This window comes from Streptomyces sp. NPDC006339 (assembly GCF_040612775.1).
In the GTDB taxonomy this organism is placed as follows: Bacteria; Actinomycetota; Actinomycetes; order Streptomycetales; family Streptomycetaceae; genus Streptomyces.
In genome coordinates, this window is the sequence record NZ_JBEXQW010000027.1 from 20,556 (window position 1) to 38,004 (window position 17,449).

The window sequence follows — 17,449 nt, forward strand, 5'->3', positions numbered from 1 at the left end:
GCGCGCCCGGGCCCGCGAGGTCCACCCGGGGGAGGGGGTGGCAGAGCGGCAGGTTCCCCGGCGTCGACAGGGGTGGCCGGGGTGCGATTCGGGTTGCTCGCGGGCAGGATGGGCGCATGCTCCTTGCCCGGGTCGCGGACGTGTCGGGCCAGGTCGCCGCCACGGCGGCCCGGTCGCGGAAGACCGGACTGCTCGCCGAGCTGTTTGCGGAGGCCGAGCCCGAGGAGAGTCCGCTCGTCATCGCCTATCTGTCGGGACGGCTCCCGCAGGGGCGGATCGGGGTCGGCTGGAGCGTGATCAAGAACGTCCTCCCGCCGGCCGTGCCTCCCGCGCCGAGTCCCGCCCTCACCCTCGCCGACACCGACGCGGCGATGACCGCCCTGGCGGCCGTCTCCGGGGCCGGGGCGCAGGCCCGGCGGACCGGGCTGGTGCGCGACCTTCTGGCCGCCGCGACCCTGCCCGAGCAGGAGTTCCTGCTGCGTCTGCTCTCCGGCGAGGTCCGTCAGGGCGCCCTCGACGCCGTCGCCCTCGAAGGCGTCGCCAAGGCGGCCGCGGTCCCGGCCGAGGAGCTGCGGCGGGCCGTCATGCTCGAAGGATCGCTGCCCAGGGTCGCCCGGGCCGTCCTCGCCGAGGGGCCGGCCGCCCTGGAGCGCTTCACCCTGCGGGTCGGCAGCCCCGTGCAGCCGATGCTCGCCCACACGGCGGGCAGCGTCACCGAGGCCGTCGCGGCCCTCGGCCCGTGTGTGGTCGAGGAGAAGCTCGACGGGATCCGCGTCCAGGTGCACCGGCGCGGCGACGAGGTCCGTGTCTACACCCGCTCCCTCGACGACATCACCGACCGGCTCCCCGAGGTCGTCGCCACGGCCCGGGAGACGGAGGGCGACGCGTTCGTCCTGGACGGTGAGGTGATCGCCCTGGACCCGGCGACGGGCCGGCCCCTGGCCTTCCAGGACATCGCCTCCCGAGTCGGCTCCCGCCTCGACGTGGCGACCGCGCGGGCCGCCCTGCCGCTGTCGCCGGTCTTCTTCGACGTCCTCGCGGCGGACGGCGAGGTGCTGGTCGACCGGCCGGGACACGAGCGGCACGCCGTCCTCGCCCGGCTGCTGCCCGAGCCGCTGCGGGTGCGCCGCACCGTGGTCGGCGACCCCGACGACCCGGCCGCGGTCGAAGCGGGCGAACACTTCTTCCGGGACACCCTGGCCCGCGGCCACGAAGGCGTCCTCGTCAAGGCCCTCGACGCGCCCTACGTCGCCGGACGCCGAGGGCGCACCTGGCTGAAGGTGAAACCGGTCCACACGCTCGACCTCGTGATCCTCGCCGCGGAACGGGGCCACGGGCGGCGCACCGGGCTGCTGTCCAACCTGCACCTCGGGGCCCGCGCCGCCGACGGCACGTTCGTCATGCTCGGCAAGACGTTCAAGGGGCTCACCGACGAGATGCTGCGCTGGCAGACCGAGCGGCTGGGCGAACTGGCCGTGGAGGACGACGGCTTCACCGTCCGGGTACGTCCCGAGCTGGTCGTCGAGATCGCCTACGACGGGCTCCAGCGCTCCACCCGCTACCCGGCCGGAGTGACGCTGCGGTTCGCCCGTGTCGTACGCCACCGCCCCGACAAGCCCGCCGCCGAGGCGGACACCGTCGAGCGGGTCCTCGCCGGCGGCTGAGCCGCCGCCCCGTCCGCCCTGGCCGCAGCGGCGGTCATCGTCGTCCCGTCAGTCGCGCGGGCGGCTCGTGTGGCGGTGGCGGACCCACAGGGGCAGCGCGAACCAGCAGAGCAGGTACCAGACGAGGAGCCCGGCCACCAGCCAGGGAACGTACGTCGCCCCGGTGGCCACGCGCAGCACGAGCAGGAGCGCGGCGCCCAGGGTGGCGAAGAGCAGTACCAGGCCCACGAAGGTCAGCCGGGACGCCCAGACCACCGCCCGGGGCTTGATCCGGCGCCCCGTGACGATCCGGTGGAAGGAGACCGGGCCGATCAGGGCCCCGGTCGCGGCGGCGCCCAGCGTGACCGTGACGATGTAGATCACCCGGTCGCTCTGCGGCAGCTCGGGGAAACGGGGGGTGAAGACGACCGTCAGGAGGAAACCGAAGAGGATCTGTACGCCCGTCTGGGCGACCCGGATCTCCTGCATCAGCTCGGTCCAGCGCCGGTCCGCGTTCTCCTCGGGCGTCTCGTGCCGGCCCCGGTAGAGGCCGTCGGCGTCCCATCCGTCGTCGTGCTTCCTGGGTCCCTCTCCGCCTCCGGCCACGGCGCCTCCCGGGTCGCGCTCCGTCCCTGCGTCCACGGTGCCACGAACCTCGCGGGACGCGCCGCCGCGAGGGATGCTGGAAGCGGCACACGAGGAGATGAGCGCCGTGTACGACTTGCACATCGACACCGATGTCACCGTGCAGCTAAGCGACTGCTGCCGGGAGGACGCCCAGGCCGTCTTCGACGTCCTCGACCGCACCTACCAGCTCGAGGACGTGACGGCACCGGGCCCGGAGGCGGTCACCGGGCCCGCCCCCACCGTCTGGATGGCCACCTTCGACACGGCCGGCGGCCGCCACGAGGAGACACCGCCCGTCCGGCTCACCGGAATGGTCGGAGCCCTGCTCACCGGTGGGTACCACGCCGTGGACGAGGTGGAGAAGGTCCTGGCCCGCACGTTCGAGATCCAGTCCCTGCAATCCGTCTCCGGCGATCAGGAGACCGAGGCGCGGCTCCTCCTCGCGTCCCGCTGACCGACGTGACCGAGACTCCCCGGGCGGAGCGGACGGGCGCCGCCCGGGGTCGTCGCGCACGCGGGCACCCGGGTCTCCGGCAGTCCGGCGCCCGGCGGCCGAAGCGCCCAAACAGGGTGAGGTCCCTCACATCCGGCACAGGGGACACGACGGAACAATGAGGGAAGGTTTATCGTTCATCTGTATGTGACGGCGAAGGGGCCCGGTCCCCTCGGTCCCCCCCACCGAGAGGTGACCGCCCTTCCTGCGTCACGGCAATCAGCCCCGGTTGGAATCCCCCGTCCAACCGGGGCTTTGTCGTCTCCCGGCTGCCGCCGCGCGCTCCCCCCCCACACCCTCCCCGTGAGCCTCTCGAACACCCTGTTGGCGGCGCACGCTCCGGCGCATTCGACCCCTTCGGGTGAGTCGCCGTGTCCCTCCGCATGGCCCGTTCGGCACCGGGCATTGATCGCCACGAAACCGGCGCGATCACCCCCGCCGACCAGCGTCACCAGGCCCGCCACCAGGGGAATCCATGCACCACGCCACCCGCCGCGCGATCATCACGGCCACCGCCGCCCTCGTCCTCGCCGGCTGCGCCACGGCCCGCCCGGGGCCCGCCGCACCCGCCGCCGCACCCCCCTCACGGCAGGAACAGGACCGCATCCTGAAGGCCGCCGAGCACCGGCTCGTCGTCGACTGCCTCAGCGCTCAGGGCCTCACCCTGAGACCGGCCGCCCAGCCCAGGGCCCCGGCCGAGGACGCCCGCCTCCAGACCGCCCTGTTCGGCAAGAAACCCCGCGAGCTCTCGCTCACCCTCGCCACTGGCCTCACCGTGACCGCCAACAGCGACGGCTGTGTCGCCGCCGCGCGGGCGAACCTCTACGGCGACCAGAACCGCTGGTTCCGGGCCCAGGTCACCGTCGACAACCTGCGCGCCGAGGCCCAGGCCCGGATGAAGGACGATCCGGCCCACCGGGCCGCCCTCGATCGCTGGACCCGGTGCGCCGCCCCCGCGGGTGGGCCGCGCACCGGCCGCCCCGACCCGGTCGTCGCCGACCGCTGCACCCGCGAGAGCGGGCTCGCCGCAGTCAAGGCACGACTCGAACCCGCCGAACTGGCCACCGTGCGCACCCTGCACCGCGACCAGCTCGCCACCTACGAGCGGCTGCGCGCCCGCGCACTGCTGCGGGCAGCCGAGCTGTCCGCGACCACCACCGAAACGAAAGGCAACGACGCTTCATGAAGCGACTCCTCGGCCCCGCCGCGGCGGCACTCCTCGCCCTCACCGGCGGCCTCGCCCTGACCGCGCCGGCCACGGCCGCCGAGTGTCCGTCCGGGCACTTCTGCGTCTGGCAGGACGCCAACTTCGGCGGACAGCGGGCCAACTGGAGCGGTGACGACGGCTGGTGGGAGGGCTGGATCTCCGACACCGACTCGTCCTGGGCCAACCACGGCATCTCCGGAGCCGGAATCAAGGACCACGTCCAGGTCTACGAGTCCGCCTGGCAGGGCGGCTCCATGACGATCTGCCTCGCCCCGGGCCAGGAGGTCGGCTACAACGGCGCCGCCAACGACCGAGGCGACTCCCACATCTGGGCCACCGGCTGCTGATCCCGGCCGCGCACTGCGCACCCTGCCCGTCCGCCCCGCGCCCGCGCGGCGGACGGGCAGGGTGCTCAAGCACAGCGCGGCACGCGAACGACGGCGTGCGTGCCCGCGGTGCCGCCGCCCCGTACGGGAGTGCTCGTCACCGACCCGGACGGCGGCCGGACGCGAGGTCAGCCGGCGGCCGTCGGAGGGTCGCCGAGGGCCGAGGACAGCAGGAGGCCCGCGCCGCGGACTGCGCTGGTGGCGGGGTCGTTGGCGAGACGCAGCCGCACCCCGAGACGGAGGGCGAGCCGGCTCGTCAGGTCGAGGCGCAGCGCGCCGCCGCCGGTGACCAGGACGCCGCGCCGCAGCGCTCCCCGGACGGCGCCCGTCGAGTCGCACCGCCACAGGTCCCTCACCATGTCCGCTGCCGTGTGCACGACCGCGGCGGGCGAACCGGTCGGCTCCGACAGGTCGTCGAGGCCGACCTCGGCCAGCCGGGCGTCCTGGACCAGACCGTCGACGAGCAGCGTGACCTCGGTGAGCTCCGCGCCCAGGTCCACGACGAGCAGGGGACCGCCGCCCGCAGGACCCGCGTAGGCCGCGGCGGCTCGCGCGCTGTCCACCGACACGACCCGGGCGGGCCCGAGACCGGCCACCACCCGACGGGCCGCCTCCCGCTGCTCCATACCCGCCAGGACGGGGTGGCAGAGCATGACGACGGTGTCCCCGAGGCCGCCGTCGAGCGCGGCGCCGCCGAACGCCGATGCCGCCACCTTCCGCAGCAGCCGCCGGTGCGACGCGGCGTCCGTGACCCGGCCGCGCAGGACCGGTCCGCTCGGTACGTCCGCGATCACGCCCCGGCCCGGCGCCCACACCCGGGTGCGGGAACTGCCGATGTCGAGGGCGAGCCCGCGGACCGCGCCCGCCGACCCTCGCACCGCTCCGTGCGCCGTACCCATCCGCCCGCTCCTGCCGCTGATCCTCAGGTGAAATCGCGGCATCACTATGCAATATTCAGGCGAATTGCACCAGGGCTCCGAGGATCCCAGGTGGGCGGGGATTCTCAGGCCGGGGCGCCGAGCCACCGATCAGGGCCGAAGACCACGCAGTGGATGTCCGCCGGAGCCACCCCGAGGGCGAGGAGGTCACCGCGCACGCCACGCATGAAGGGCAGCGGACCGCACAGGTACGCCGTCACACCCGCCGACAGGACGAGCTCCGTGACGTCCGCTCGGGCTGCGGGCCGGCGCAGGTCGTGGTCGGATGGGCGGGCGTCCCCGCGTACGCGGAGGGCGCGGCGCTCGTCCGAGAGGGAGTCCCATGGGGCCGGTGGAATGTCTGGTGCTCGCCTTTCCCGGCGAACGGCTCAAGGTCGCCGCGGTGACCGCCGTCGCCGACCTGCGCCGGGCCGGTCAGGTGCGGCTGATCGACTCGCTGGTCGTCACGAAGACGGCCGCCGGAGAGGTGTGGAGCTCCGAGCTCGCCGAGTACGAGGAGTTCGAGGACGCGGTCGCCGAGCTCGGTCCCGAGGCCAACCTGCTCGGCCCCGAGGACGCCGCCGAGGTGGGCGCGACCCTGGAACCCGGCTCCTGCGCGCTGATGCTGCTCGTCGAACACGTCTGGGCGGCGCGGGCCGCGGAGGCGATCCGGGAGGCGGACGGGTACGTCGCCGGACGGGTCGCCGTTCCGCACGAGTTCGTGGAGCAGGCGCGGGCCGCCTATCGCGAGGCCGTCGCCGAGGCCGCGTCCGGAAGGAGCTGACGGGATGTTCCTGCGCCGTCGCCCCCTCGTCCGCCCGGTCGTGCGGCCCGTCGGAGCGCCACTGCTGCGGGGCGCCCTGGTCGGTGGGGCCGCCTACGCGGCGGGCCGCGGCGCCGCCCGCACCGCCCGGCAGGCCCCGCCCCAGGAGACCACCGCCCAGCCGGCGCCGGCGCCGGCACCGTCGCAGTCCGGCCCGCCGCCGACCGCGTCCTGGGCCGAGGGAGGACCGTCGATCCCGGACCAGTTGGCCCGGCTGGGCGACCTCGCGCAGCAGGGTCTGCTCACGCCGGAGGAGTTCGCGGCGGCCAAGGCGAAGCTGCTGGGCACCTGACACCGCACCGATCCGGACGATCGGTCCGGACGACCGGTCCGCACACCGGCCGGCCCTGCCGCCGCTCGGCCATGACCGCGTCCGTTCAGCCCCGGCCGCGGGCCCGGAGCGCCGCCAGCGCACGGTCGGCGTGGGCGCTCATCCGCAGTTCGCTGCGGACGACCTCCAAGACCTTTCGGTCCTCGTCGATGACGAAGGTGACCCGCTTGGTCGGCGCGAGCGAGAATCCGCGCTTCACCCCGAACCGGTCGCGTATCGCGCCCGACGGGTCGGACAGCAGCGGATACCCGAGCGAGTGTCGGTCGGCGAACTCCCGCTGGCGCTCCACCTCGTCCGTACTGATGCCGACGGGCCGGGCTCCGACCGCCTGGAACTCGCCCACCAGGTCACGGAAGTGGCACGCCTCCGCGGTGCAGCCGGGCGTGAGGGCCGCCGGATAGAAGAAGAGGACGACAGGACCTTCGGCCAGCAGCCCGGAGAGCGAGCGGGGCCGCCCCGTCTCGTCCGGCAGGGTGAAGTCCTCGACGATGTCACCGACGTTCATGCGCACGGACGTTACCCCACGGTAGCCAAGGCGTCACCCGCCCTGGGCGCCCTGTGGACGTCCGCTCTCCTCCTCCGTCGGATGCGCCGCCCCCGCCCGCTCTCCGCCCCACTCCTCACGTCTCCCGGACGGTCGCACGCTCGGCGAGGACCGCCAGGGCCCGCTCGCCCCAGCGCACGTTCTCCTCCTCGAAGGCGATGCCGCGCAGCAGGGTCAGATACGGACCGACCCGCTCGACCTCGCGCAGATAGACGTCCTCGTCCCGCCCGTCGAGCATCCGCTCCCGCATGCGGGCGTAGCGCGCGAGCTTCGCCCGCGCATGCTCCATCCGATCGCGCACATGCGTACGGACCGCCGCCGTGTCCCCCTGGTCGCATGCCTGCACCTGCACCATCAGCTCGTCGCGCACCGCCGTCGGCTTCGGCGGGTGCGCGGTGTACGCCACGAGGTCCTGCCGGCCCGCCTCGGTGAGCGTGAACATGCGCTTGTTGGGGCGGCGTTCCTGCTGCACCACGCGGGCCGCGATGAGACCGGCCTCGGAGAGCCGCTCCAGCTCGCGGTAGAGCTGCTGCGGCGTCGCCGCCCAGAAGTCGGCCACCGACACGTCGAAGAGCTTGGCCAGGTCGTACCCCGACGCCTCTCCCTCCAGGAGAGCCGCCAGAACAGCGTGCTTCAGAGACATCCGGACAAACTAGCAGTCCGTTGAATAGTTTCCTCCACACCTATTCACTCCCTACTCACCCGCGAAAGACCTGGTGAGAGGCGGGGTCCAGGCGGCGTGGCGCAGGATCGCCCGCACCGCGGCGCCCGAGGGCGCAAGCCGCAGCAGGGTGTTGCGCAGGGGCACGGCGAGCGGATGGCTGAGCTGCTGCCCCATCCGGCCCGCCCGCCGGGCCGCCGCGGCGACGGCCGTGGTGCGCGGGCGCCGTACGGCGTCGTAGCGGGCGAGCGCGGCGTCGATGTCGACGTCGTCCGTACGGTCGAGCTCCGCCGCGAGGACCACGGCGTCCTCCAGCGCCTGGCAGGCGCCCTGCCCGAGGTTCGGCGTCATCGCGTGCGCGGCGTCCCCGAGCAGCGCCACCCGCCCGGAGACGAACGACGGCAGCGGCGTCGCCAGTTCGGCCACGTCGTGGTGCAGGACGTCCTCGGCGCGGGTCGCGGCCAGCAGCTCCGGGATCGGGTCGTGCCAGCCGGCGAAGCGCCGGCGCAGCACCGCGAGGGGGTCGGCGTGCCGCACTCCGGCCGGCGCGTTGAGGACCGCGTGCCACTCGGCGCGTCCGTCGGTGAACGCGATGTGCCCGAACTCGGCCCCGCGTCCCCAGGTGAGCTCGAAGTCGGTACGGAGGTCCACCGGCCGGTGCGTGATCGCCCGCAGCACGGTCGAGCCGCTGTGCACCGGCCCCGGATGTCCGGGGAACAGGGCGGTACGGAGACGGCTGCCGATCCCGTCGGCGGCGACGACCAGATCCGCCTCCAGCGGCTCGCTCCCGGGCCCGAACTCCACGCGGGCGCGGCCGCTCGCGAGGGTTGTGGCGGCCGTGGCCGTCAGGCCCGTACGCAGGGTGCCCGGCTTCGGCGCGGCCCGCAGCAGCCGGTGCAGCTCGGCCCGCGGGATGCCGACGATGGGGGAGCCGAGGGCGCGTTCGAGCACGGCGCCGTCCATGCGGGCGAGCCACGAGCCGCCGGGGGTGCGGGTGCCTCCGGTGTACTGGCCGCGCCCGGCGGCGCGTACGGCGGCGCCCAGCCCGAGCGCGTCGAGGGCGCGGATGCCGTTGGCCGCGAGGGAGATGCCGGCGCCCGCGTCGGCGAGGACGGGGGAGCGGTCGACGACGGTCACCTCCCAGCCGATGCGCTGGAGTCCTACGGCGGCGGCGAGACCGCCGATTCCCGCGCCGACGACGACGGCGGTGTGGCCCATGGCCATGCCTCTCTCTCGGTTCGTGCCCGGTTCGCTTTCTACAGGTGTAGAAGCGTAGCGCCCGTCTCTACAGGTGTAGAAAGAAGGGGTGACTTCCTCGACTCGCCGCGCCCCTCTGGCTCCCGCCCGCCGCACCCTGCTCGCCGACGCCGCGCTCGGCGTCCTCGCCGACGCCGGCATGCGCGGTCTGACCCACCGGGCCGTCGACGCCGCCGCCGGGCTCCCCGCGGGGACGACCTCCGCGTACTACCGCACCCGTTCGGCCCTGCTCACCGGACTGGTCCGCCGCCTGGTCGAGCTGGACCAGGCGGAGCTCACGGCGGCGGCCGCGCGTGCCCCGGAGTTCCGTACGGCCGACGACCTCGTGCGGGGCCTCGCCGCCCTGGTCGCCGCCAGGACCCGGGGAGAGGGGCGGCGCCGTTCCCTCGCCCGCTACGCCTGCGTCCTGGAGAGCGTGCGAGACCCCGAACTGCGAGACATCCTGGTGCCGAGGGAGAACCCGGGGCGCGAGGCGGTCCGGTCCTTCCTCGCCGCCCGGGGCGTCGTGGATCCCGAAGCCCGCACACTGACGCTGCTCGCCTGCGTGGACGGACTGGTCCTCGACCGGGTGGTCGCCGGAGAGGAGGCGATGAGCCGGGCGGCCGAGGCGAACGAGCCGACCGGAACGAACGAGCCGACCGGCACGACCGACACGTACGCCGCGACCGACGCGACCGGCGTAAACGAGGCGATCGAGGGGCTCGTGGCGGCGGCCCTCCGCCCGTGAGCGCACGGGCGGACGCCTGGACGTCAGCAAGGGAGCAGGCTCCGATGGACAGCAACGCCAGCACGGCCGGCCCGGCCAGCATGGCCGGCAACGCCGGTGACGAGGGCCGTGCCTTCGTCTACACCACGTACATCCGCACCACCCCCGACGAGCTGTGGAAGGCGCTCACCGATCCGGTCTTCACCCGCCGCTACTGGGGCGTGGCCTTCGAGAGCGACTGGACCGCCGGCTCGACCATGGTCTGGGAGGAGGGCGGCAGGACCACCTCGGACCCCGCCCAGGTCGTCCTCGCCGCCGAGCCCGGACGGCTGCTCTCGTACACCTGGCACACCTTCACGCCCGAGTGGGCCCTGGCCGTCGGCATCGGCGAGGACGTGTACGCGCGCCTCAGGGAGGAGGGCCGCTCCAAGGTCACGTACCGGATCGAACCGGCCGGGGACATGGTCAAGCTGACCGTCGTCCACGACGACCTGGACCCCCGTGGCACCATCCGCGCGCTCGTCGCCGAAGGCTGGCCGGCGCTGATCTCCAGTCTCAAGTCGCTCCTGGAGACGGGGGAGGAACTCCCGGAGGTCCCCCGCTGACCATGCGCCGCCCCGCTCGCCTCTCTCCACGCCCGACTGAATTCGGCCGGAATTCGGCCCCTGGTTCTGGCTGGAAATCCCCCAAGGGCGTGGCCGGTGCGCACTAGCGTGCGGCCCATGACCTCTGCCGCCGCTTCCGCCGCCTCCTCCGCCCCTCCCGCCACCGTGACCGTCCTGACCGCCGGTTACGTCGGACCGCGCACCGCCTCCACCGTCACCCTGCTCCGTGACGGCGACACGGTCGTGGTCGTCGATCCCGGGATGGTCGCCGACCGCGGTCTGATCCTCGGACCGCTCGCCGACGCGGGCGTGACGCCCGACCAGGTCACGGACGTGGTCTTCAGCCATCACCACCCGGATCACACGCTCAACGCGGCACTCTTCCCGGCGGCCCGCTATCACGACCACTGGGCGATCTACCAGGACGACCTGTGGACCGACCGCCCGGCCGACGGTTTCGCGCTCTCGCCGTCGATCCGGCTCGCCGCCACCCCGGGCCACACGCCCGAGGACATCAGCACCCTCGTTGACACGGCCGAGGGGCTCGTCGTCCTCACCCACCTCTGGTGGTCCGCCGACGGTCCCGTGGAGGATCCCTACGCCACCGACCCCGAGGCCCTGCACGCCTCGCGCCGGGCCGTCCTGGACCTCGCGCCGGTCCTCGTCGTCCCCGGCCACGGCGCCCCCTTCGCACCGACCGCCGCGACACCGCGCTGACGTCCGGGCGGCGGGGGCCGGCGCACGCGGATGCGGGCCCGTCAGACCCGCCCTCCGCCGCCCGCCGTGTCCGAGGACAGCCGCTGCGCCGCGTAGATCGGGATCACCGACAGCAGGACCAGCACCGCCGCCACCACACTCACCACCGGGGCCTGCTGAGGCCGTGTCATGTTGTCGAAGATCCACAAGGGCAGGGTCTGCACGCCGGGTCCGGCCGTGAACGTGGTGACCACGACCTCGTCGAAGGAGAGGGCGAAGGCGAGGAGCGCGCCGGCGAGCAGCGCCGAGCGCAGCCGCGGGAAGGTGATGTCCCAGAAGGTGCGGAAGGTGTGGGCGCCCAGGTCCATCGCCGCCTCCTCGTAGGAGCCCGGCATCCGCCGCAGCCGCGCGACCACGTTGTTGAAGACGACCACGATGCAGAAGGTCGCGTGCCCGACGATCACCGTGAAGAGCCCGAGGCCCACGCCGAGCGGTTCGAGGACCGTCCCGAAGGCGGAGTTGAGCGCGATGCCCGTGACGATGCCGGGCAGCGCGATCGGCAGCACCACCGCGAACGACACCGCCTCCCGCCCGAAGAACGTGTGCCGGTGCACGGCGAAGGCGATGAGGGTGCCGAGCACGAGCGCCACGGCCGTCGCCGCGAGCCCCGCCCGCACCGAGGTCCACAGGGCCTCGCGGGCCCCCTCGTTGTTCCAGGCGGCCGACCACCACTTCAGGGTGAGCCCGGGCGGCGGCCAGCTCGCCGAACGGTCCGGGTTGAGCGAGCCGAGCAGGACGAGCAGCAGCGGCAGATAGATCACGGCGAAGCCGAGCCCGGCCGCGGTGCGCAGCGCGATCCGCGCGGGACGGGAGAGGTTCATCGGGAGGGTCCTTCCGCGGGGTGACGGTTCGACCGGCGCACGCGGCGCGTGCGCCGGTCACGATCGCGGGCGACGCGGCACCGGGGGGCCGGTCATAGGCTGCGCAGGGCACCGGTGCGCCGCACCGCGAGCAGGTAGAGCACGATGACGGCGACCGGGACGGTGCCGAGCGCGGCGGCGAGCGGCAGGTTGAGGGTGACGTTGGAGTAGACGAGATTGCCGATGAGCTGGGTCTTGCCGCCGACGATCTGCACGGTGATGTAGTCGCCGAGGCTGAGCGAGAAGGTGAACACCGACCCCGCCGCCACCGCCGGCCACACCAGCGGCAGCACCACCGAAAGGAAGGTCCGCCCGGCCCGCGCCCCGAGGTCGGCCGAGGCGTGCAGCAGGCTGTCCGGGAGCTGTTCGAGCGCCGTGTGCACCGGAAGGATCATGTACGGCAGCCAGAGGTAGGTCAGCACCAGGACGGTGGCGGTCAGCCCGTACCCCGGTCCCGTGAGGCCCAGCGGCCGCAGCGCCCAGTCGAGCGGTCCGCCCTCGGAGAGGATCAGCCGCCACGCGTACACCTTGACGAGATAGCTGGCCCACAGCGGGGTGAGGATCGCGACCACGAGCAGTGGCCGGCGGCGCGGGCTCGCCACCCGGGCGGTGTAGAAGGCCAGCGGGAAGGCGATCAGGGCGCACAGCACGGTCACGGCGAGGGCGACGCCGATCGTGCGCAGGGCGACCGTCCGATGGACGGGGGAGGTCACCAGTTCCTGGAAGTTCTGCGCCGACCAGACCCGGACCACCTCCGAGGTGAAGGAGTCGGTGGTCCAGAAGGCGGAGAGGAACAGGGCGGCCAGCGAACCCAGATAGGCGAGCACCAGCCACAGCAGCGGCGCGGTGAGCAGGGCGGCGAGCCGGACCCGGGGCCGCCGGTGCAGGGCCCCGGCGAGCCGCCGGACCGGACCGGCGGCGGCCCGGTCCGCTCCGGCGGTCGTCCGGTCGCCTCCGGCGGTCCGCGGCTGGGGGGAGAGCGCGGTCATGGGAGGTGGTCAGCCCTTGATCTCGTTCCAGGCCCGGACCCACTGGGCGTACGGGACGCAGCGGGCGTCCGTGCGGCCGTCGAGGCACTGCTCGATGGGCGTGGTCCAGAAGTGGACGTTCTTCCAGTAGGTCTCGTCGGTGGCGTGGAAGGTGGCGCAGTGCGCCTTGTCGGCGGTCTCGGCGCAGGACTTGGCGTTGGCGGGGGCCTCGCCGAAGTACTCGGCGACCTGCGCGTTGGTCTTCGGCGAGACGATCCAGTCGAGCCACTTGTAGGCGCAGGTGGGGTGCTTGGCCTTGGCGGACACCATCCAGGTGTCGGACCAGCCGGTGGCGCCCTCCTTCGGCAGCACGACCTCGACCTTGGCGCCCTCGGCCTTGGCCAGGTTGGCGATGACCTGCCAGCTCGTGCCGACGACGGAGTCCCCGCTCTTGAAGGCGGAGATCTCCTTCAGATAGTCGCTCCAGTACTCGCCGACGTGCTCGTTCTGTTCCTTGAGGAGCTTGACGGCTGCGTCGAACTGCTTCTGGTCGAGCGCGTAGGGGTTCTTGATGCCGAGCTCCGGCCTGGTCGCCTTGAGGTAGAGGGCGGCGTCGGCGATGTAGATGGGCGAGTCGTAGGCGGTGACCTTGCCGCTGTGGACGGAGGCCCGGTCGAACACGGCCGACCAGGAGTCGGGGGCCGGGGTGACCTTCGTCGTGTCGTACATGAGGAGGTTGGCGCCGCGGCCGTGCGGGATGCCGTAGGAGACGCCCTTGACGGAGTTCCACTCCTTGTTCTTCAGGCCCTCGAAGACATCCGCGTAGTTCGGCACGAGCGCGGTGTTGACGGGGGCCGCGTCGCCGGAGGCGATCAGGCGCAGGGAGGCGTCGCCCGAGGCGGAGACGGCGTCGTATCGGCCGGTCTTCATCAGCGCCACCATCTCGTCGGAGGTGGCGGCGGTCTTGGCGTTGACCTGGCAGCCGGTCTGCTTCTCGAAGGCGGTCACCCAGTCGACCTTCGGGTCGTTGGAGCCGTCCTCGACATAGCCGGCCCAGGCGATCAGATTGACCTCGCCCTCGGGCGCGCCGAGGGCCGTGGGCGCCTTGAGCGCGGGCGGGTTGAGGCCGCCGGACTTCCCGGACGCGGCCGGATCGGCCGATCCGCAGGCGGTGACGAGCAGCAGACCGGAGACGGCGGCGGCGGTCAGGAGCGAGCGGTGCAGGCGCACGTGGTTCTCCCTTGCGGTGAGGGTGGTGCGGTACGGGGAGCGGAGCGGGACAGGCAGGGCGGTACGGGGTCTCGTGGCCGTGGCGCCGTCACGAGGCTTGGGGGACGGGGACCGCGTGCCGCGGGTGCCAGCGCAGGCCGACCCGGGCGCCGCGGAAGGCGGCGAGGTCGGTGGACGAGGTCTCCAGGTTCTGCTGGACGGCGGTGAGCCGGCCGCCCGTGTCGAGGTCGACGAGGAAGCGGGTGGCGTCGCCCAGGTAGACGACCTCGGCCACGGTCCCGACGGCGCTCGCGTGGCCCGCCTCCACGGGCGCGGCCGGGTCCCCGACCACGCGGATCTTCTCCGGCCGGATGCTGTACGTGCCCGAGGCGCCGACCACGGCCCGCGCGACGTCCCCGACGAGGAGGTTGGAGGTGCCGACGAAGCCGGCGACGAAGGCGGTCGCCGGGCGCTCGTAGATCTCGCCGGGCGTGCCGACCTGTTCGATCCGGCCCTGGTGGAAGACGGCGATCCGGTCGCTCGTCGTCAGGGCCTCCTCCTGGTCGTGGGTGACGAACACGAAGGTGATGCCGACCTGCCGCTGGATCGCCTTCAACTCGATCTGCATCTGCTCGCGCAGCTTGAGGTCGAGGGCGCCGAGCGGTTCGTCCAGGAGCAGCACCCGGGGACGGCCGACGAGGGCGCGGGCGAGGGCGACGCGCTGGCGCTGACCGCCGGACAGCTCGCCGGGCCGGCGCCGGCCGAGCCCTTCGAGCCGTACCTGCGCGAGCGCCGCCCGGGCCCGGACCAGGCGCTCGGCCTTCGGGACACCGCGCACCTTCAGGCCGTAGGCGACGTTCTGTTCGACCGTCATGTGCGGGAAGAGGGCGTAGTCCTGGAAGACGGTGTGGACGTCGCGTTCGAAGGGGGCGAGGCGGGTGACGTCCCGGCCCGCCAGCTCCACCGTGCCCGCGCTCGGCGTCTCGAAGCCGGCGATCATGCGCAGCACGGTGGTCTTGCCGGAGCCCGAAGGGCCGAGCATCGAGAAGAACTCGCCGTCGGCTATCTCCAGGTCCACCCCGGCCACCGCCTCCGTCCGGCCGTAGCTCTTGCGCAGTCCTGACAGCCGGATCGCCATTCCCTCCATGGGCGGGAACCTTTCTGGTGCGGGGGCGCGTTCTCCGAATGACCGCAAACATATGAAGTCATAGTTCAAATCTCAAGACCCCTTTAAGGTAAAGCCTGAGTCAACGACCGAGGTGGTACACCGTGAGACCAGACGGCAGACGGGGCGGGGGCGCGACGGGGAGCGCCCGCCAGGCCGTGTTCACCCCTGTCGACACCCGGGCCCGGGTCGACACCGTGGCGCGCCGGCTCGGCGACGCGATCGAGCTCGGACTCCTGTCCGACGGCGAGCAGTTGCCCGGCGAGACCGAACTCGCCGCCCAGTTGGGCGTCTCCACCGTCACCCTGCGCGAGGCCCTCATGGCCCTGCGCCAGCAGGGACTCGTCACCACCCGCCGCGGCCGGGGCGGCGGCAGCTTCGTCACCGTCCCCGAAGGACCGGCCGAGGACCGGCTGCGCGCCCGGCTCGCCGACTGGTCCACCGAGGAGCTGCGCGACCTCGGCGACCACTGGGCGGCCGTCTCCGGCGCCGCCGCCCTGCTCGCCGCCCAGCGCACCCAGCCCGGCGACCTGCGCCCGCTCGCCCGTACCGTCGACGAACTCACCCGGGCCGAGGATCCGGCCGCCCGGAGCCGGCTCTACGGCCGCTTCCACGTCGAACTCGCCGCCGCCGCCCAGTCGGCCCGGCTCACCCGCGAGGAGGTCGCCCTCCAGGCCGAGTTGGGCGCGCTGCTCGTCCTGGTCCTCGACGACACCGCGTATCACGCCTCGGTGGCGGATCGTCACCGCTCCGTGATCTCCGCCGTGCAGGATGAGGCCGACGAGCGGGCAAGAATGCTGGCCGAGCAGTGCGTACGCGAGTCCGTGGGCCGGCTGATCGCCCTGCGGCTCGCTCCCGCCACCCGCGCACCCGAGCCGCGTCCCGAGGAGGACACCGATGGCCAGGACCACCGGGCTCGCCCGCCCCACCGGGGCCGCCCCTGACGCACCTGCCGCTGAGGCGTCCGCCTCCGACGCGCCCGCTCGCGGGCGGTCGGTCTCCGACACGTCCGTCCCCGTGCCGGCTGCCTCTGGCGCGTCCGCTCCGGAGCCGTCGGTCTCCGGCGTGCCCGTCCCCGAGCGGTCGGTCTCCGGCGCGTCCGCTCGTGGGCGGTCGGTCTCCGGCGTGCCCGTCCCCGAGCGGTCGGTCTCCGACGCGCTCGCTACCGAGCCGCCCGTCTCCGATGCGTCCGCTCCTGAGCCGTCCGTCTCCGAGCTGTCCGTCCCCGTCCCGGCCGCGCCGGACCTGCCCGCGCCGGACCTGCCCGCGCCGGACCTGCCCGCGCCGGACCTGCGCGTCCCGGACCTGTCCGCCCCGGACCCGTCCATCCCGGGCCCGTCCGCCCCGGCCCCGCCCGTCCCGGACCTGTCCGTCCCGGTCCAGCCCGTCCCGGACCTGTCCGTCCCGGTCCAGCCCGCACCGGCCCCGTTCGGTGGTGCGGGTCCGTTCGCCGGTGGTGCCCATGCCGTGTCGCGGCGCGTGCGCGACACGCTCGAAGGGGTCTTCGCCGCCGTCGCCGCGACGGGTGCCGAGACCGCCGCCCTGCTCGCCGCCGTCGCCTCCGGCGGACGGCGCCCGGTCTCCGCCGACCTCGCCGCGCTCCGGCCCGGGCTGCACGGCCGCCTCGCGGACGGCGCGGGCCCGGCCGGCGCCCCGGCCCGCGCCGGCCGTCGTTCCGGCAGCCCCGGCGACCGGCCGGCGGCCGGATTCCCCGGGCTCGTCTCAGGCGTCGGCTTCGTCGCCGCGCCCGGACTGCTCGCCGACGTACCGGCCTGGCTGGAATGGTGGCAGCGCGGACCCGACGGCACCGTGCGCCCGCTGCTGCTCGACCTGGATCCGGAGCACTCGCCGTACTCCGACTACACGCACTGGGACTGGTACGCGCTGCCCCGGGAGACCGGCCGGCGAGCCGTCGCCGGCCCCTACGTCGACTACCTCTGCTCCGACGAGTACGGCCTGACGCTCTCCGCGCCGGTACACGTCGACGGCGTGTTCGTCGGGGTCGCCGCCGCCGACGTGTACCTCCGCCACTTCGAGGCGGCCGTGCTGCCCGTCCTCCAGGAACTCCCGGTCCCGGCCCGGCTGGTGAACGCCCGTGGCCGGGTCGCCGCCTCCACCGACCCGGCCCATCTCGCCGGTTCCCTGGTCAAGGGCCCCGACTTCGCCGCGGTCCTCGCGGCCCCGCCCGGCGCCCCACCGGCCGTCCACCACCACGGCACCCTGCACCTGACGCCCTGCGCGGGCATCCCCCTGGTGCTCGTGACACCGTCGCGGTGAACGGCCCCCTCCAC

Annotated in this window: 20 protein-coding genes and 1 pseudogene; 11 read left to right on the forward strand and 10 right to left on the reverse strand. The window is 73.8% G+C overall.

Annotated features, from left to right (window positions below; genetic code table 11):
- Positions 1-116 precede the first annotated feature (116 nt).
- A complete protein-coding gene (locus ABZ135_RS22245; protein WP_356697954.1) occupies positions 117-1,664 on the forward strand; it encodes an ATP-dependent DNA ligase in 1,548 nt (515 codons plus the stop codon).
- A gap of 48 nt (positions 1,665-1,712) precedes the next feature.
- On the opposite strand, the gene ABZ135_RS22250 is transcribed toward ABZ135_RS22245, so the two are convergent.
- A complete protein-coding gene (locus ABZ135_RS22250; protein ID WP_356697955.1) occupies positions 1,713-2,285 on the reverse strand; it encodes a DUF6328 family protein in 573 nt (190 codons plus the stop codon).
- A gap of 61 nt (positions 2,286-2,346) precedes the next feature.
- Between ABZ135_RS22250 and ABZ135_RS22255 the strand changes: the two genes are divergently transcribed.
- From ABZ135_RS22255 to ABZ135_RS22265, 3 genes are all read left to right on the forward strand, one after another.
- Positions 2,347-2,724: a hypothetical protein gene (locus tag ABZ135_RS22255; RefSeq protein WP_356697956.1), complete on the forward strand. Its 378-nt coding sequence runs from the start codon at positions 2,347-2,349 to the stop codon at positions 2,722-2,724.
- Between the two features lie 514 nt (positions 2,725-3,238).
- Positions 3,239-3,949, forward strand: coding sequence for a hypothetical protein (locus ABZ135_RS22260; RefSeq protein WP_356697957.1), 711 nt, complete (start codon positions 3,239-3,241; stop codon positions 3,947-3,949).
- Positions 3,946-4,317, forward strand: a complete 372-nt coding sequence (locus tag ABZ135_RS22265; RefSeq protein ID WP_356697958.1) for a peptidase inhibitor family I36 protein — start codon at positions 3,946-3,948, stop codon at positions 4,315-4,317. Before ABZ135_RS22260 ends, ABZ135_RS22265 begins: the two co-directional genes overlap by 4 nt.
- Before the next feature lie 167 nt (positions 4,318-4,484).
- Here ABZ135_RS22265 and ABZ135_RS22270 read toward each other — a convergent pair whose 3' ends face one another.
- Both ABZ135_RS22270 and ABZ135_RS22275 read right to left on the reverse strand, forming a co-directional pair.
- Positions 4,485-5,255, reverse strand: a complete 771-nt coding sequence (locus tag ABZ135_RS22270) for a rod shape-determining protein MreC (protein WP_356697959.1) — start codon at positions 5,253-5,255, stop codon at positions 4,485-4,487.
- A 104-nt stretch (positions 5,256-5,359) separates the two neighbouring features.
- Positions 5,360-5,530, reverse strand: a pseudogene (locus ABZ135_RS22275) (hemin transporter); the annotation flags it as partial.
- Between the two features lie 86 nt (positions 5,531-5,616).
- Between ABZ135_RS22275 and ABZ135_RS22280 the strand changes: the two are divergent.
- Positions 5,617-6,057 (forward strand): DUF6325 family protein, encoded by a 441-nt coding sequence (locus tag ABZ135_RS22280; protein WP_356697960.1) that lies wholly within the window; start codon positions 5,617-5,619, stop codon positions 6,055-6,057.
- 4 nt (positions 6,058-6,061) lie between these two features.
- Entirely contained in the window at positions 6,062-6,388 is a 327-nt protein-coding gene (locus ABZ135_RS22285) for an SHOCT domain-containing protein (protein ID WP_356697961.1), read from the forward strand.
- Positions 6,389-6,473: 85 nt separating this feature from the next.
- Here the strand turns inward: ABZ135_RS22285 and ABZ135_RS22290 are convergent, their stop codons facing one another.
- The 3 genes from ABZ135_RS22290 to ABZ135_RS22300 form a co-directional block, all read right to left on the reverse strand.
- Positions 6,474-6,932, reverse strand: a complete 459-nt coding sequence (locus ABZ135_RS22290; RefSeq protein WP_356697962.1) for a peroxiredoxin — start codon at positions 6,930-6,932, stop codon at positions 6,474-6,476.
- 115 nt (positions 6,933-7,047) lie between these two features.
- Positions 7,048-7,614, reverse strand: coding sequence for a PadR family transcriptional regulator (locus ABZ135_RS22295; protein ID WP_356697963.1), 567 nt, complete (start codon positions 7,612-7,614; stop codon positions 7,048-7,050).
- 51 nt (positions 7,615-7,665) lie between these two features.
- Positions 7,666-8,850: an FAD-dependent monooxygenase gene (locus ABZ135_RS22300; protein ID WP_356697964.1), complete on the reverse strand. Its 1,185-nt coding sequence runs from the start codon at positions 8,848-8,850 to the stop codon at positions 7,666-7,668.
- Between the two features lie 115 nt (positions 8,851-8,965).
- On the opposite strand from ABZ135_RS22300, the gene ABZ135_RS22305 reads away from it, so the two are divergent.
- The 3 genes from ABZ135_RS22305 to ABZ135_RS22315 all read left to right on the forward strand — a co-directional run bounded on the left by ABZ135_RS22305 (position 8,966) and on the right by ABZ135_RS22315 (position 10,917).
- Positions 8,966-9,616 carry a TetR family transcriptional regulator gene (locus ABZ135_RS22305; protein ID WP_356698046.1) on the forward strand — a complete coding sequence of 217 codons (651 nt, stop codon included), beginning with the start codon at positions 8,966-8,968 and terminating at the stop codon, positions 9,614-9,616.
- A 44-nt stretch (positions 9,617-9,660) separates the two neighbouring features.
- Positions 9,661-10,200: an SRPBCC family protein gene (locus tag ABZ135_RS22310; RefSeq protein ID WP_356697965.1), complete on the forward strand. Its 540-nt coding sequence runs from the start codon at positions 9,661-9,663 to the stop codon at positions 10,198-10,200.
- Between the two features lie 117 nt (positions 10,201-10,317).
- Positions 10,318-10,917: an MBL fold metallo-hydrolase gene (locus tag ABZ135_RS22315; protein ID WP_356697966.1), complete on the forward strand. Its 600-nt coding sequence runs from the start codon at positions 10,318-10,320 to the stop codon at positions 10,915-10,917.
- A gap of 41 nt (positions 10,918-10,958) precedes the next feature.
- Here ABZ135_RS22315 and ABZ135_RS22320 read toward each other — a convergent pair whose 3' ends face one another.
- The 4 genes from ABZ135_RS22320 to ABZ135_RS22335 form a co-directional block, all read right to left on the reverse strand.
- Entirely contained in the window at positions 10,959-11,777 is an 819-nt protein-coding gene (locus ABZ135_RS22320; protein WP_356697967.1) for an ABC transporter permease, read from the reverse strand.
- Positions 11,778-11,869: 92 nt separating this feature from the next.
- Positions 11,870-12,805 carry an ABC transporter permease gene (locus ABZ135_RS22325; protein WP_356697968.1) on the reverse strand — a complete coding sequence of 312 codons (936 nt, stop codon included), beginning with the start codon at positions 12,803-12,805 and terminating at the stop codon, positions 11,870-11,872.
- A gap of 9 nt (positions 12,806-12,814) precedes the next feature.
- Complete coding sequence (locus ABZ135_RS22330) at positions 12,815-14,014, reverse strand: ABC transporter substrate-binding protein (RefSeq protein WP_356697969.1); 1,200 nt, start codon at positions 14,012-14,014, stop codon at positions 12,815-12,817.
- A gap of 88 nt (positions 14,015-14,102) precedes the next feature.
- Positions 14,103-15,140, reverse strand: coding sequence for an ABC transporter ATP-binding protein (locus ABZ135_RS22335; RefSeq protein WP_356697970.1), 1,038 nt, complete (start codon positions 15,138-15,140; stop codon positions 14,103-14,105).
- Between the two features lie 176 nt (positions 15,141-15,316).
- Here ABZ135_RS22335 and ABZ135_RS22340 point away from each other — a divergent pair, with 176 nt between their 5' ends.
- Together ABZ135_RS22340 and ABZ135_RS22345 are read left to right on the forward strand one after the other, a co-directional pair.
- Positions 15,317-16,102, forward strand: a complete 786-nt coding sequence (locus ABZ135_RS22340) for a GntR family transcriptional regulator (protein WP_356697971.1) — start codon at positions 15,317-15,319, stop codon at positions 16,100-16,102.
- Positions 16,103-16,625: 523 nt separating this feature from the next.
- Positions 16,626-17,435 carry a cache domain-containing protein gene (locus tag ABZ135_RS22345; protein ID WP_356698047.1) on the forward strand — a complete coding sequence of 270 codons (810 nt, stop codon included), beginning with the start codon at positions 16,626-16,628 and terminating at the stop codon, positions 17,433-17,435.
- Positions 17,436-17,449: the final 14 nt, after the last annotated feature.

What these genes read in the sequence shown, in the direction of transcription:
- ABZ135_RS22245 (WP_356697954.1), top strand. Translation starts at nt 117, where the DNA reads ATGCTCCTTGCCCGGGTCGCGGACGTGTCGGGCCAGGTCGCCGCCACG.
- ABZ135_RS22255 (WP_356697956.1), top strand. Translation starts at nt 2,347, where the DNA reads ATGAGCGCCGTGTACGACTTGCACATCGACACCGATGTCACCGTGCAG.
- ABZ135_RS22260 (WP_356697957.1), top strand. Translation starts at nt 3,239, where the DNA reads ATGCACCACGCCACCCGCCGCGCGATCATCACGGCCACCGCCGCCCTC.
- ABZ135_RS22265 (WP_356697958.1), top strand. Translation starts at nt 3,946, where the DNA reads ATGAAGCGACTCCTCGGCCCCGCCGCGGCGGCACTCCTCGCCCTCACC.
- ABZ135_RS22270 (WP_356697959.1), bottom strand. Translation starts at nt 5,255, where the DNA reads ATGGGTACGGCGCACGGAGCGGTGCGAGGGTCGGCGGGCGCGGTCCGC.
- ABZ135_RS22280 (WP_356697960.1), top strand. Translation starts at nt 5,617, where the DNA reads ATGGGGCCGGTGGAATGTCTGGTGCTCGCCTTTCCCGGCGAACGGCTC.
- ABZ135_RS22285 (WP_356697961.1), top strand. Translation starts at nt 6,062, where the DNA reads ATGTTCCTGCGCCGTCGCCCCCTCGTCCGCCCGGTCGTGCGGCCCGTC.
- ABZ135_RS22290 (WP_356697962.1), bottom strand. Translation starts at nt 6,932, where the DNA reads ATGAACGTCGGTGACATCGTCGAGGACTTCACCCTGCCGGACGAGACG.
- ABZ135_RS22295 (WP_356697963.1), bottom strand. Translation starts at nt 7,614, where the DNA reads ATGTCTCTGAAGCACGCTGTTCTGGCGGCTCTCCTGGAGGGAGAGGCG.
- ABZ135_RS22300 (WP_356697964.1), bottom strand. Translation starts at nt 8,850, where the DNA reads ATGGGCCACACCGCCGTCGTCGTCGGCGCGGGAATCGGCGGTCTCGCC.
- ABZ135_RS22310 (WP_356697965.1), top strand. Translation starts at nt 9,661, where the DNA reads ATGGACAGCAACGCCAGCACGGCCGGCCCGGCCAGCATGGCCGGCAAC.
- ABZ135_RS22315 (WP_356697966.1), top strand. Translation starts at nt 10,318, where the DNA reads ATGACCTCTGCCGCCGCTTCCGCCGCCTCCTCCGCCCCTCCCGCCACC.
- ABZ135_RS22320 (WP_356697967.1), bottom strand. Translation starts at nt 11,777, where the DNA reads ATGAACCTCTCCCGTCCCGCGCGGATCGCGCTGCGCACCGCGGCCGGG.
- ABZ135_RS22325 (WP_356697968.1), bottom strand. Translation starts at nt 12,805, where the DNA reads ATGACCGCGCTCTCCCCCCAGCCGCGGACCGCCGGAGGCGACCGGACG.
- ABZ135_RS22335 (WP_356697970.1), bottom strand. Translation starts at nt 15,140, where the DNA reads ATGGAGGGAATGGCGATCCGGCTGTCAGGACTGCGCAAGAGCTACGGC.